The organism is Microbacterium sp. NPDC087592 (genome assembly GCF_044743585.1).
Lineage (GTDB): Bacteria > Actinomycetota > Actinomycetes > Actinomycetales > Microbacteriaceae > Microbacterium.
The window spans coordinates 2,252,756-2,265,587 of record NZ_JBIUWT010000001.1 but is presented as its reverse complement, the minus strand read 5'-3'; the positions used below and the strand labels follow the sequence as shown (position 1 = coordinate 2,265,587).

Genomic DNA, 12,832 nt, shown 5'->3' with positions numbered 1-12,832 from the left:
AGGCTCGGGGCGAGCCACGTATTCCCCTCAGTTGCCACCGAGGGCCGACAGCAGGTCGGCGAAGTGGTCGAGGTCGGCGGCCGTCCACTTGCGCAGCCGCTCGCCGATGCGGCCCTCGTAGCGGGAGCGGGCGACGGCGATCCGCTCCTGCGCCAGATCGGTCGCGACGAGGACGCGCGCGCGGCGATCCTCTGGATCGTGCACGCTCTCGACGAGTCCGAGCTGCTCGAGCTGGCGCACCTGACGACTCACCGCCGACTTGTCGGTCTGCAGGTGCTCGATGATCGCACCCGCCGAGGTCGCCTTGCCTGTCGCGATCGACGTGAGCACCTGGTATCCGAGTGGCTGCAGTTCGGGATGGACGGTCGCGGCGGCCTCACGCCAGCTGATGCGGATCCGCGCGAAGAGACGACCGAGTTCCTGCTCGACCCTGGTGACGGCCTGGTCGAGGTCCGCCCCGCTCAGACGGCCCTCTTCCGAGGGAGATGCGGGGGCGTCGGCGGGGGCGTCGGACGAGGCGCTCATGCTCGCCAGTGTACGGCGAAGCCCCACTGTCGAACGTGACAGCGGGGCTTCACTCAGACCTCGGCGAGGAGTCGGAACACCTTGGATGCGGCCTGGATCTCGTCGGGCGTCAGCTCGTCGACCACGGCCTGCAGGCGGGTGCCGTATTCGCGGCGGACCTCGGCGAGCGCCGCGCAGGCCGACGGCGTCGCACTCAGCACCCGGAGCCGCCCGTCCCGCTCGTCCGGCCGGGACTCGAGAAGTTCTGCCTCCTCCAACATCCGCACCTGACGACTGATGACCGACTTGTCCATCTCGAACCGCTCGGCCAGCTCATGCGCGTTCGCGGTGCCCGCCCGGGCGATGAACGTCAGCAGCTTGTACCCGGCCACCTGCAGCTCGGGGTGCACCCGAGCTGCAGACTCCTTCCAGAGCGACCTGGTCCTCGCGAAGATGAGGTTCAGGTGCGCCTGGAGGTCACCGAGCGCGCTGTCGACATCCGCCTGTCCGACCGCTTCGGGGGCCAGCATGTCAGCGCTCCTGGTCCCGATCTTCGCGTTCGAGGACGCGCACCGAACCGGTCGCGGGCGACGCGGACTCCGCACCCCCGAGCCGGATGGCCCCGGTGGAGAGCGACGCGCCGACCTCGGCCTCGGAGACCTCGATGACGGATTCCTCCGCCTGCTCGAGCATCTGCTCGGCGGCGTTCTTCGTCGACAGCGGCTTGTTCTTGATGAACGCGATCGCGATGATGGCGATCACCGCGAGCGGGATGGCGATGATGAACGAGTCGGCGATGCCGTGGCCGTAGGCACCCTCGACGATCGTGCGGATCGTGTCGGGCAGCTGTCCGACCTTCGGCACATCACCCGAGGCGAGGTGCTTGAGCGCATCGACCTCGGCGGGGGTCGTCGGCGTGAAGCCCTCGAGCGAGTCGGTGATGTACGACGCGACGCTGGTCGACAGCATCGCACCCATGACCGTGACGCCGATGGTGCCGGCGATCGTGCGGAAGAAGTTCACGTTCGACGACGCGGCGCCCAGCTGCTGCGGCGCGGTGTCGTTCTGCACGATGAGCGTGAGGTTCTGCATGACCATGCCGAGGCCCGCACCGAGGATGAACATGTAGACGGCGACCAGCGGGAACGGGGTGTCGTAGCGCAGGGTGGCCATCAGGCTGACGCCGATGGTGGCGAGGACCGAGCCCGTCAGCATCCAGCCCTTCCACTTGCCGAAGCGGCTCACGAGCTGGCCGATGATGATCGACGCACCCATCTGGCCGATGATCATCGGGATGGTCATCAGGCCGGACTCGGTGGGCGTGGCGCCACGAGCCAGCTGGAAGTACTGCGCGAGGAACACCGAGGTGGCGAACATCGAGACGCCGATGGCGATCGAGGCGATCACCGACAGCGTGAAGGTGCGGTTGCGGAACAGCGACATCGGCACGATCGGTTCCTTGACGAAGAACTCGACCGTGATGAAGGCGGCGATCGCGACTCCGGCGATCACGGCGAGCATGATGCTCGTCGAGGAGTCCCAGTCGAACTGGCTGCCGCCCATCGAGACCCAGATGAGCAGGGTCGAGACGCCGACCGCGAGGAGCACGATGCCGAAGTAGTCGATCGAGACCTTGCTGTCACGCTGCGGCTTGGGCAGGTGCAGCGTGAACTGCAGCAGGACGAGGGCGAGGATCGCGAACGGCACGCCGACGAAGAAGTTGGAGCGCCAGCCCCACACGTCGGTGAGGAGTCCGCCGAGCAGCGGGCCGCCGATGGTGCCGAGGGCCATGATGCCGCCGACGACGCCCATGTACTTGCCGCGCTCACGCGGGGAGATGATGAGGGCCACGGCGATCATGACGAGCGACATCAGGCCGCCGACGCCGATGCCCTGGATGACGCGGACCGCGATGAGCATGTTCGTGTCGGTCGAGAAGCCGGCGATCACGGTGCCGACGGTGAAGAGGATGAGCGAGATCTGTACGAGGACCTTGCGGTCGACGAGGTCGGCGAGCTTGCCCCAGATGGGGGTCGAGACGGCGGTGGCCAGCAGGCTCGCGGTGATGACCCAGGTGTACTGCGACTGGGTGCCGCCGAGGTCGGCGATGATGACCGGCATCGAGGTCGACACGACGGTGCCCGAGAGCACGGCGACGAACATGCCGACGACGAGTCCGGAGATCGCGGTGAAGACCTCGCGCGCCGAGCGGGTGGCTTCGGGTGCTGAGGATGGGGTGTGTGTCACGGGGGTAACGCTCCTGCGTAGAAAGTTGATCGAGGTCAACCATACTCCGATAGTTGCGAAAGCGCAACTATCGCGTGGGCGTTCACGACTCCTCAATGAACGCGCGCGAAACCGCCCCCAGTGCCCCTGATCGCGAATATCCCGACGATTTTGAGGAGTTATGCACGGCGCGCGTCTCGCTCACGAGCACCGCGGCCACACCGCCGGCGCACAGGGCGAAGCCGAGAACGGTGAGCACCGTGAGCGGCTCACCCAGCAGCAGCGCTCCGGCCAGCGCGGTCGTCGGAGCGATCAAGAAGAGCAGCGCGTTCAGAGCCGTGATGCCGACCCGGCGCAGCAACCACCAGTAGAGCCCGTACGCGGCAAGCGTCGGGAAGACAGCGGCGAATCCGGCGGAGATCCAGAACGATGCGGATGCCGGCGGCGCGAGGGCACCGAGGACTGCGGCGACCGGCACGAGGGCGACAGCGGTCACCGTGACGTGGATGGTCAGCGTCACCAGGGTGCTCGTCCGCGGTTCGGAGCGGCGCTGCAGGAACGTGGCGACGATCAGGGACGCCATCGCGAGGGCGGGCCATAGGTAGGCGATCGGGTACGCCGTGGAACCCTCGAGCTGCGAGCGCACGACCAGCAGGACCCCCACGGCCCCGAGCAGGAGTCCGGCCCACTGCGCCGCGCGCACGCGGAGTCCGAGCAGCGGACCGACCAGCGCTGCGACCACGAGGGGCTGAACGGCATCGATCAGGGCCGTGGTGCCGGTGGCGACGCCCGAGGCGATGGCCATGTACACCGCCGTGCAGTAGCCGAACTGGGCGAAGAGTCCGATGAGCGCCTGGCGCCCCAGATCGCGCCGCGTGACACCGCGAGCAGCACCGGTGGAGAGCACGATCGCGAGCAGGATCACAGCGAGAGGAACGAAGCGCCAGACGAGCAGCGTCAGCGGCGGCACCTCGACGGCGGCGATCGCCGGCACGAGGAAGCCGGAGCTCCAGGTCACGACGAACGCCACGGATGCCGCGATCGTCACACCGACACGAACTATACCGATCTGTATACCCATTCCCCCGACTATACAGGTTGGTATACTCGGGATATGGCCGTCCTCGTTCCCGACCTCGCCCCGCTCACCCCTGGCGCTTCCCGCGTGCTCGACGCGGCGTCGCTGCTCTTCTACGAGCGCGGCATCCACGCGGTGGGAGTCGACACGATCGCCGAGGCCGCGGGTGTCACCAAGAAGACCCTCTACGACCGCTTCGGGTCCAAGGAGGCACTCGTCGTCTCGTACCTGCAGCACCGGGATGCACGGTGGCGGACACACGTCACCGAGCACCTGTCCCGCGTACCGGAGCCCGGCATCGAGCGCGTGCTCGCCGTGTTCGACGCGGCGATCACCTGGTCGGACGAGAACAGCCCGAAGGGGTGCAGCGCGATCAACGCCCGCGCCGAGATCGGCGACGGCCACGACGGGCATCCCGTCTTCCCCGAGGTGGCCCGTCAGAAGGCCTGGCTGCTCGACCTCTTCGCCGAGCTCTGCCGCGAAGCCGGCGCCGCGGACCCCGACCTGATGTCGAAGGCGATGATGCTGCTCTACGAGGGCGCCATCGTCACGGTCGGCATGGAGACGTTCGGCACGCCGTTCGAGGTGGCTCGCGGGCTGGCTCGCACGACGCTGGAGCGCGATCGGGGACTCCTCTCACCGTCCCGCTGATCCGCCTCATCCTGCGCGTGGTCCTTCTGCACAGGTCCACCGGGGAGTAGCTTTTCAGCGTGTCGACGGATTCGAGGAGTGAGCGGGCGCACATCGCCCCGGCAGACCTCGACGCGGCGATCGGCGACGTCGACTGGACGGTGCCGCCGCCCGGGTCGACGGCCTCGCGGTTCTCAGCGCCGAGCGGCGAGCTGGCCGTGGTGTCGCTGGGCGATCCCGCGCATCCGCGCGTGGTCCTGGTACCGGGGGCGACCGGTTCCAAGGAGGACTTCGCACTGATGCTGCCGCTCCTGGCGGAGGCGGGCTTCTTCGTGCAGTCGTTCGACCTCGCCGGACAGTACGAGTCCCACGCCGCCGGGGCGCACACGAGCTACACATACGAGCTGTTCATCGGCGACCTCATCGCCTTCCTCGAAGCCGGCACCCCCGCTCATCTGCTGGGCTACTCCTTCGCCGGCACGGTCGCGCAGCTGGTCGCCGTCCGTCGCCCCGATCTCGTGCTCTCCCTGGCGCTCCTGACCACTCCCCCCGGCGTCGGCAACGTCTTCGCGACCATGAAGTGGCTGGGCCCGATCGCCCCGATAGCAAGCCCTCGCCGGGGCGCCGGACTCATGATCTGGGGGATCGTGACGAACAAGAACCGCGTCCCACCCCGGAGGCTCGAGTTCGTCCGCTCCCGGTTCGCGCTCACGAGCAGGCGCAGCGTCGACGAGATCGTCGGGCTCATGATGACCGCACCCGATGTGCGCGGCCGCGTGCGGGCACTGGACATGACGAAGCTGGTCGTCGCCGGCTCGCATGACCTGTGGCCGCTCGCCGCCCATGAACGCTACGCCCACGACATCGGCGCCGACTTCCGCGCTTACGCGACCGGGCACAGCCCGAGCGAGACCACTCCGCATCAACTCACGGCTGATCTGCTCGATCTCTACGCGCGCGCCGACGGCTGACTCAACCGCGGAGGGCCTCCGCATCAGCCTCACGCCGCGCCCGTCGCCGCACGCGCAGCGGCTCGTGCGACAGATGCAGCCGGACCGTGGGGAGCACATAGCTCAGCCGACGCCGGAGTGACGCCCAGTCCCGGAACGGGCGCGCCGACACCTCGACGACCAGACTCCGGTCCCGCAGCACGGTCATCTCGGGGCGCACGTGGAACGACAGGTCGAAGTCGTCGTGGATGTTCTGCTCCTCCCGGTGCACCTCGCCGCTCAGCATCCGCCAGGTCTCGGCGCGCATCGCCATGTTCGAGCCGAACAGCGGTGCATGCCCGAGCAGCGGGGTGAGCACCGTGTACATGCCGCCGATGTAGAGGTGCTCCCCCATCCAGTGCACCAGCGGCGTGGAGCCGTAGAAGCTCGGGTCGCCGGTGAGGAAGTCGAGGCCGTCGCGGCTCCGGAACGTCCGCTCGATCCGCTCGATCCAGTCGGGCCTCGGGCGCGAATCGGCATCCAATCGCGCGATGATGTCGCCGGTCGCCGCGTCGTAGCCCGCCGCCGAGGCCCGAGGAATGCCCTGCACGGGCTCGGTCACCACGCGTGCGCCGAACCGCTCGGCGACGGCCACCGTGTCATCCGTGCTGCCGTTGTCGACGACCACGACCTCGTCGGGTCGGCGGGTCTGCCGCTCAAGAGCGCGGAGGCAGTGCTCCAGAAGGACGGCGTCGTTCCGCACCGGGATGACCACGGAGACGGAGCGGGGGAAGACGGTCGTCATCGTTCTCCTGTCGTGCGTGTGGGCGTCGGAGACAGTCTCCCGCGTGCAGCCCCGTCAGACGGCGATTGAGAGAGGATGGACGGATGATCCGTGTTGTGCTGTTCGACCTCGACGGGGTGATCCGTCACTTCGATCCTGCCCACGTCGCCGAGATCGAGCGCCGCCACGGCCTCGACTCGGGAATCATCGCGGGCACCGCATTCTCCGCTCCCCTGATCGACGAGGTCACCACCGGGCGGATCACCCGCGCGGAGTGGGTGCGCCGGATCGGCGAACGGATCGGTAACGCGGCGGCTGCCACGGAGTGGGGCGCCCACCCGGCCATGGTCGACGGGGACGTGCTCGATCTGTCCGACGAGCTCCGCGCCGCCGGGCTCCGCACAGCAGTGCTCACGAACGGCACCGACACCATCCCCGCCGAGCTCGCTGCCCACGCCATCTCCGACCGCTTCGACGCCGTCTTCAACTCCGCCGATATCGGCTTCGCGAAACCCGATGCACGCGCGTTCCAGCATGTGCTCGATGCGCTCGAGGTCTCGGCAACGGAGGTGTTCTTCACCGACGACTCCGCGGGGAAGCTGGTCGGAGCGGAGAGCCTGTCGATGCACACTCACCTCTTCGCGGGAGTGGAAGACCTGCGTGCGCAGCTGATCGCAGCGGGGATGGGGATCGGGCGCCCCGCGCGCGAAGTCTTCGAGGAAGCGAAGTGACCCGGGAACGACGATCCCGCGCGGGGGTCGCGCGGGCGTTCGCCGCGTCGCTCGCCGTGCTGGTCGGCGTCGGCACGGTGGTCTACCGCCGCATCATGTTTCCGCCGCTCCCGCGTCGACGCGAGGCACGGATCACGATCGCCGCCGTGGGCGACAGCAACACCTACGGGGCCGGCGCACTGCTCCGTGGCCGCCAGCGCAACTCGTATCCTGCGCAGCTCGAGCGGATCCTCGGCGACGGATACCAGGTGCTCAACTACGGCGTGAATCGGTGCACGCTGCAGCACGAAGGCGACTGGCCGTACGACGCGACTCCCCAGGCCACGGCGTCTCTGCACGCGGGGGCGGACATCGTGCTCGTCATGCTCGGCTCGAACGATGCCCGCGGCGACAACTGGAATGCGGAGCGCTACGAGACCCAGCTCGCCGCGTTCGTCGAGCGCTACCGCACGCGCGGCGCGACCGTCTTCCTGCTGACTCCACCCGTCGCGTTCCCGAATCGCCGCGGGGTCCACGAGCGGATCATCGCCGAGGAGGTGGCCCCGATCGTGCGCGCCGTCGCGAGCAGGCTGGGGGCCGACCTGATCGACGTCTTCGACGTCACCCGCCGATCCGTCACACGGCATCCGGACGGCATCCACCTCGATGTCCGCGCCAGCGCCCTCGTGGCCGAGACGGTCGCCGAAGCCCTCCAAAGCCCGGGGAAGTCCGCGGAGTAGTCGGCACGCGAGCGCCGACCGACCTCGATCTCAGACGCGCGGCCTGCGGCGCATCGCCAGCGTCAGTCCCGCGAGGAGCAGCAGCACGCCCGCAGCCAGCCCGGGTGCCGCATCCGCCCCGGTGAACGCCAGCCCGCCGCCGGTTCCGCCGCCAGAACCGCCACCGCCGCCCGACGGATCCGAGCCCGCACGCACGGCCCAGATCCCCTGCGCATCGTTGTCCGTGGCGGAGGCCTCGGTGTCGGTGTCGATCGTCGGCACCTCGAGCGGGTTCAGCTGCTCGAACACGACGTCGTCGAACCCATCGCCGTCGAGGTCGGTGGTCCCCGCCGGTGCGACGTAGGCGACGTTGCGCATCGCCTCGGTGCCGGCGGGCACGGAGACGATCCGGACGACGACCGACAGCACCGGCCCGTCGGCGCCCGCCGGCAGCTCTTCGGCGGCCGTCGCCGTGAGTCCGTCGACCGTGTACCCGTCGCCCGACATCGACACGAGTTCCACCCCGTCGGGCAGCAGCTGGGTGATCGACCACCCGGCCGGCGCCGCCCGCGGTCCGATGTTCTGCGGCGTGAGAGTCCAGGTGACGGTGTCGCCCGCCGCGAGGACCTGATCGTCGTCGAGTTCGAGCGTCTGCTGGAGTGAGAGGTCGATGCAGTTCATCGGGTAGAGGACCGGCGCCTCCGTCAGCTCGTAGACGGCGGCCCCGCCCCCGTCGTAGAACAGCGCGTCATCGAGGTATCCGGTCGCCAGGCACTCGGAGCCCCAGTCGTTGGGGTCGTCGTGGTTGCGGGCATCCACCGCCACGGGGCCGTCTCCGGGCAGCGAGCGCTCGACACCCGCTGCCGCATCCGCACCGACGACGGCATTGAGGAACGTCCGCACCGCCGTGGAGTCCGGATCGAAGGTGTTGCCGACGACGAGGACCGGATCCCGCAGAGTCCGTCGCTCCGCCTCGGGGCTGGCCGGATCCGCGGTGCCGACGACCACGGATGTCCCGACTCCGGTGAAGACGTTGTCGCGCACGCGGACCTCGGAGGACGAGTACGAACCCGGCTCCGCGCCGTCCTCCCAGAGCGGTGCGACCCGCACCCCGACGCCGTCGGCCGCGTGGTCGATGTCGTTCTCCGCGACGAGCAGATCGTGCGCTCCTCCGGCCGTCACCACGTCGGACTGGCCGCTCACCGTGTTGCGCACGACCTGGGTGGCCGTCGTCCCCTGGAGCACGTGGATCCCGCCGTCGTTGTCGGTCATGACGTTGTCGTGGATGACGATGTCGTGGCTGATGCCGTTCTCGGGTGTCGTCACCACGAATGCGCCGACCGCGGCGTTGCCCGTGAAGGTGGAGGAACCCACATCGAGGTTCGAAACGCTGCGACCGTAGAGCGCGCGCTCCACCACACCGGCGACCGTAGCGTTCTGCACCGTCGCTCCGGAGGTCGCCGAGTAGAAGAACCCGTATGAGCCGGCGTCGATGGATGCGCGATCGACGTGGACATCCTGCGAGCCGTAAGCCCGGAGGATCGCCGCACCGGTCACCGGCGTCGGACCGGAGCGGCCGTGGACGACGATGTCCTGCGCACGCACACCGATGGACTGGTGGATGACGAGCGCCGCGCCGGTCAGTTCGGCATCGACATCCGAGATCGTCGCGTTCGTCACACCGAGCAGGTAGATGCCGCTCGAGGCATCGGGCGCCCCGTCGGCGCGGACATCGGAGATCCTGATGTCCGCGCGATCCGACTCCGGGGTGAACGACGACTGCGAACCGATCGCGTAGAGGAACCCCGTCGCCTGCACGCCTGTCACCGTCACGCGGCCGGCGTTGACGAGATTGATCCCGGTGCCGCTCTCGCCCCACGCTCCGGCGTCGAGCACAGGATCCGTGACCGAGGCCCGCTGCGTCGAACCGAGAGTGATCCCGCCGAACGCGGTGATCCGCGGGGCGATGATCTCCGGGCCCTCACCGTCGTTGTCCACGTGCGTCGTGATGCCGTACATCATCCCGGTGATCGTCGGTGCGTCGATCCTGACGCTCGTCGAGCAGAGGGTCAGGATGCCCGTCGACTGGACGGCACCCGTGCCCGTGATGTCCGCGCGGACGATGCTCGCGCCCGTGGTGGCACCGAGCGCGATGCCCTCGCGGCTGGCCCCGGTGATGGTCGCGTCGGTGATGGTCGCACCGGCCGAGGCGTTGGTCGTGGAGGTGCCGATGCCGCGGGCGAAGCCGTCCACGCTCACGAGTTCGACGCGTGCTCCGCTCGAGTTCGCGAGGTCGATCCCGGTGCCCGTCCCGGCGGTTCCGGTGACCTCGGCTCCCGAGATCTCCGGTTCCGTCGTGGCCCCCAGGGAGATACCCGCGGTGGCCGCGGTGAAACTGCCCCCGGTGATGACGATCCCGCCGGCGGTCGAGGCGGCGGTCACCGTGACGCCGGTCGCCACGCCGCTGATCTCGGCATCCGTGATCGAGGCCGACCCCGTCGTCAGATTGATGCCGTACGACGAGACGACTCCGCCGCCGTCCATCGTGAAACCGTCGATGACGACGCCCGTCAGCCCCGCCCCCACCTGGATGCCGGTGGGCCTCGCGACCGCATTCGGATTCCGCACCGTCACATCCCGGAGCGCGACGCCGGCGCCCGTGACCGAGATGGTGGCCCCCGTCGATGCAACGCCCACCGTGACGTCATCGGCCAACTGCAATCCGCCGCTGCTGACGGTGAACCGCGTGTACAGCGTGGAAGCGGCGCTGGTGTCGAGCGTCACCGCGCGAGTGACCGTGAGCGCTCCGGTGAAGGCGTAGTCGCTGGGGACGAAGGAGACGACCCCGTCCGCCGGGGCCGCGGTGATCGCCGCCTGGAGCGTGAGCAACGCACTGTCTGCCGGGCGCTGGTCCGGTGTCCCGACCCACGCCATCCGCACGGTGTTGGCGTTCGGAATCAGATTCGGCGCCGGAGGGGGCGGGAACTCGATGACGGAATCATCCGGAACGGGCGACGGTTCGTCCAGGCCATCCGGAACCGGAGTGTCGTCCGGCGGCTCCGGGTCGCCTGTCTCCACGGCGGTCGGCGGCAGCGCTGCGGGAACGGGGCCCTGCATGCTCGGTGCTGCCACGGCTGGCGCCGAGGCGACTGCACCAGCCGCCAGAGCCGCAGCGAGCGCCACCGCCACGAGCAGCGGACCGCGCCGAGGTGCAGCAGTAATGCGGTTCATGTGGCCCCCTCGTGCCGAACCGGGACCGGCCCTCCGCCGGTGGTTGCCGATCGTAGCGCCCTCCGCTTTTTCGGAACAGCCCCCTTGCCCGGATCTCACCCGGAGGGGTGATCCGCAGCCGCGAAGCCGCGTGAGAGCATGAGGGCGATGCGGTCCGAGGCCTCTGTCGCGAGTCCCCGTCGGCACGCCTGGCTGCGTGTCGACGTCATCGTGGCGCTCATCGCCCTCGTGATCCTGCTGCCGTCGAGCATCGCGATCCTCACAGAGCCGGCCACGCGCCCCGAGCCCTGGATCCTCGCGCTCATGATCGCCCTTTACGTGGTGCTGCACCTCACGACGCTGCTCGCCGTGCGGCACCCGGTCGCCGCGATCGTGATCGCGAACGCCATCATGTGCGCACTCGTGCTCGTCCCGGGTATCCGCGCGGCATCCGGCGCCTTCCTCCCCTCGGCCGCGGCCTACCTGCTCGTCATCGGCCAGGTCGCCGCGCAGACCCGCTCGAGCGTGCGGATCGCGGCGTTGGCGGGCGGCATCTTCGGCGCGGGCCTCATCGCCTTCACCGAGCTTCGACTCGACGATCCGGAGCTCCGCCTCGGGGCGTTCCTCGGACTCAGCGGCGCGATCGCGGCGGCCTGGGCGCTGGGGCTGGTCCTGCGGGTGCGGCGCGACCAGGCCGAGGAGCGGATGGCGGCGCGCGTCTCGCAGGCGATCGCGGATGAGCGCGGACGGATCAACCGCGACCTGCACGACATCGTCGCCCACTCGATGACGGTGATGATCGCGCAGGCCGAGGTCGCCCGCACGGTGCGCGCCGACGACCCCGACCGGAGCGACGCCGCTCTCGGCATCGTCGTGGACACCGGCCGTGAGGCTCTGCGCGGAATGCGTTCGGTCGTCGCCGACGATGCCCCGCGCCAGCCGTTGCCCACCGTTGACTCCCTGGAGGAGCTCGTCGAGGGCGTGCGTACTCCCTCGACCGACGTGCGGCTGAGCGAGTCGGGCACCAGGGCTCCGCTTCGCGCCGACGCCGCGCTGGCACTGCATCATGCGGTGCGCGAGGCGCTCACGAACTCCGTCCGACACAACGCCTCCCCGGTAAAGATCGAGGTGAGCCTCGACTGGCGACCCGACTCCGTGCATGCCACGGTGCGCGATGACGGCGGGTCGGGCCCGGTCGTGACCGATCTCGGCAGCGGCGTGGGCCTGGTAGGCATCACCGAGCGGGTGCGGCTCGCCGGCGGCACGCTCACCGCGCACGGACGGGATCTGCGGGGATGGATCGTGACGGTGGATCTTCCGACCGAGAGGAGCATCGGATGACCCTTCGCATTCTGATCGTCGATGACCAGGAGCTGTTCCGCACGGCCATCGCGCTGATGCTCTCGCGCGACCCGCGCCTGTCGGACGTGGCCACCGCCTCGTCGGGTGAAGCAGCGATCGAGCATGTGCGCGCTCATGCCGTCGACGTGGTCCTGATGGACATCCGGATGCCGGGGATGGACGGCATCGCCGCCACCCGGGAGGTGCTGCGGCTCCGGCCCGCCACCCGGGTCCTGATCCTCACCACCTTCGACTTGGACGAGTACGTGTATGCCGCGATCCGCGAGGGGGCGAGTGGCTTCCTCACCAAAGACGCCAGCCCGGCGGAACTCGCGGATGCCGCCGTCGCCGTGGCCTCCGGCGAGTCGGTGATGTCCTCACGCGCCACCGAGGCACTGATCGGGTTCGTTCGCGACGGGGCCCCCGGAGCAGACCCGGCGTCGGCGCTCGCCGCCCTCAGCCCTCGCGAGCAGGAGGTCGCCCGCGCTCTCGCCACCGGCGCCTCGAACGACGACATCGCTCGGACGCTGTTCCTCTCGGCGAACACGGTGAAGACGCATGTGAAGGCCGTCCTCGCGAAGCTCGGCGTTCCCGACCGGGTGCACGTCGTCATCTGGGCATACGAGAACGGGCTGCTGCGCCCGGGACGCTGACCGCTCTGCGCCCGCAGGTTCACTCCTGCGGGTGAGGAGGATGACCCC

General features: G+C 69.5%; 12 protein-coding genes. 6 read left to right on the top strand and 6 right to left on the bottom strand.

The window, feature by feature from the left end; translation table 11 throughout:
• Window positions 1-27: 27 nt before the first annotated feature.
• Genes ACIOTO_RS10805 through ACIOTO_RS10790 form a run of 4 tightly spaced genes read right to left on the bottom strand, consistent with a single transcriptional unit; the run spans window position 28 to window position 3,811 of the window.
• A complete protein-coding gene (locus tag ACIOTO_RS10805; protein WP_029262195.1) occupies window positions 28-525 on the bottom strand; it encodes a MarR family winged helix-turn-helix transcriptional regulator in 498 nt (165 codons plus the stop codon).
• Between the two features lie 53 nt (window positions 526-578).
• Window positions 579-1,034 carry a MarR family winged helix-turn-helix transcriptional regulator gene (locus tag ACIOTO_RS10800; RefSeq protein WP_400857794.1) on the bottom strand — a complete coding sequence of 152 codons (456 nt, stop codon included), beginning with the start codon at window positions 1,032-1,034 and terminating at the stop codon, window positions 579-581.
• Between the two features lies 1 nt (window position 1,035).
• Entirely contained in the window at window positions 1,036-2,802 is a 1,767-nt protein-coding gene (locus ACIOTO_RS10795; protein ID WP_105710562.1) for an MDR family MFS transporter, read from the bottom strand.
• 31 nt (window positions 2,803-2,833) lie between these two features.
• Entirely contained in the window at window positions 2,834-3,811 is a 978-nt protein-coding gene (locus tag ACIOTO_RS10790; RefSeq protein WP_400857793.1) for a DMT family transporter, read from the bottom strand.
• 33 nt (window positions 3,812-3,844) lie between these two features.
• On the opposite strand from ACIOTO_RS10790, the gene ACIOTO_RS10785 reads away from it, so the two are divergent.
• Window positions 3,845-4,459, top strand: coding sequence for a TetR/AcrR family transcriptional regulator (locus ACIOTO_RS10785; RefSeq protein WP_400857791.1), 615 nt, complete (start codon window positions 3,845-3,847; stop codon window positions 4,457-4,459).
• 59 nt (window positions 4,460-4,518) lie between these two features.
• The gene (locus tag ACIOTO_RS10780; RefSeq protein WP_400857790.1) at window positions 4,519-5,409 is read left to right on the top strand and encodes an alpha/beta fold hydrolase; all 891 of its coding nucleotides are present in this window, start codon (window positions 4,519-4,521) and stop codon (window positions 5,407-5,409) included.
• Between the two features lies 1 nt (window position 5,410).
• Here the strand turns inward: ACIOTO_RS10780 and ACIOTO_RS10775 are convergent, their stop codons facing one another.
• Entirely contained in the window at window positions 5,411-6,172 is a 762-nt protein-coding gene (locus ACIOTO_RS10775; RefSeq protein ID WP_167634596.1) for a glycosyltransferase family 2 protein, read from the bottom strand.
• 83 nt (window positions 6,173-6,255) lie between these two features.
• On the opposite strand from ACIOTO_RS10775, the gene ACIOTO_RS10770 reads away from it, so the two are divergent.
• Complete coding sequence (locus ACIOTO_RS10770) at window positions 6,256-6,882, top strand: HAD family hydrolase (RefSeq protein ID WP_400857788.1); 627 nt, start codon at window positions 6,256-6,258, stop codon at window positions 6,880-6,882.
• Window positions 6,879-7,601 (top strand): GDSL-type esterase/lipase family protein, encoded by a 723-nt coding sequence (locus ACIOTO_RS10765; protein WP_400857787.1) that lies wholly within the window; start codon window positions 6,879-6,881, stop codon window positions 7,599-7,601. The genes ACIOTO_RS10770 and ACIOTO_RS10765 overlap by 4 nt, the downstream gene beginning before the upstream one ends.
• A gap of 30 nt (window positions 7,602-7,631) precedes the next feature.
• Here ACIOTO_RS10765 and ACIOTO_RS10760 read toward each other — a convergent pair whose 3' ends face one another.
• Window positions 7,632-10,811: a right-handed parallel beta-helix repeat-containing protein gene (locus tag ACIOTO_RS10760; protein ID WP_400857786.1), complete on the bottom strand. Its 3,180-nt coding sequence runs from the start codon at window positions 10,809-10,811 to the stop codon at window positions 7,632-7,634.
• 147 nt (window positions 10,812-10,958) lie between these two features.
• On the opposite strand from ACIOTO_RS10760, the gene ACIOTO_RS10755 reads away from it, so the two are divergent.
• Window positions 10,959-12,131: a sensor histidine kinase gene (locus tag ACIOTO_RS10755; protein ID WP_400857784.1), complete on the top strand. Its 1,173-nt coding sequence runs from the start codon at window positions 10,959-10,961 to the stop codon at window positions 12,129-12,131.
• Window positions 12,128-12,784, top strand: a complete 657-nt coding sequence (locus ACIOTO_RS10750; protein WP_262001450.1) for a response regulator transcription factor — start codon at window positions 12,128-12,130, stop codon at window positions 12,782-12,784. Before ACIOTO_RS10755 ends, ACIOTO_RS10750 begins: the two co-directional genes overlap by 4 nt.
• Window positions 12,785-12,832 lie beyond the last annotated feature (48 nt).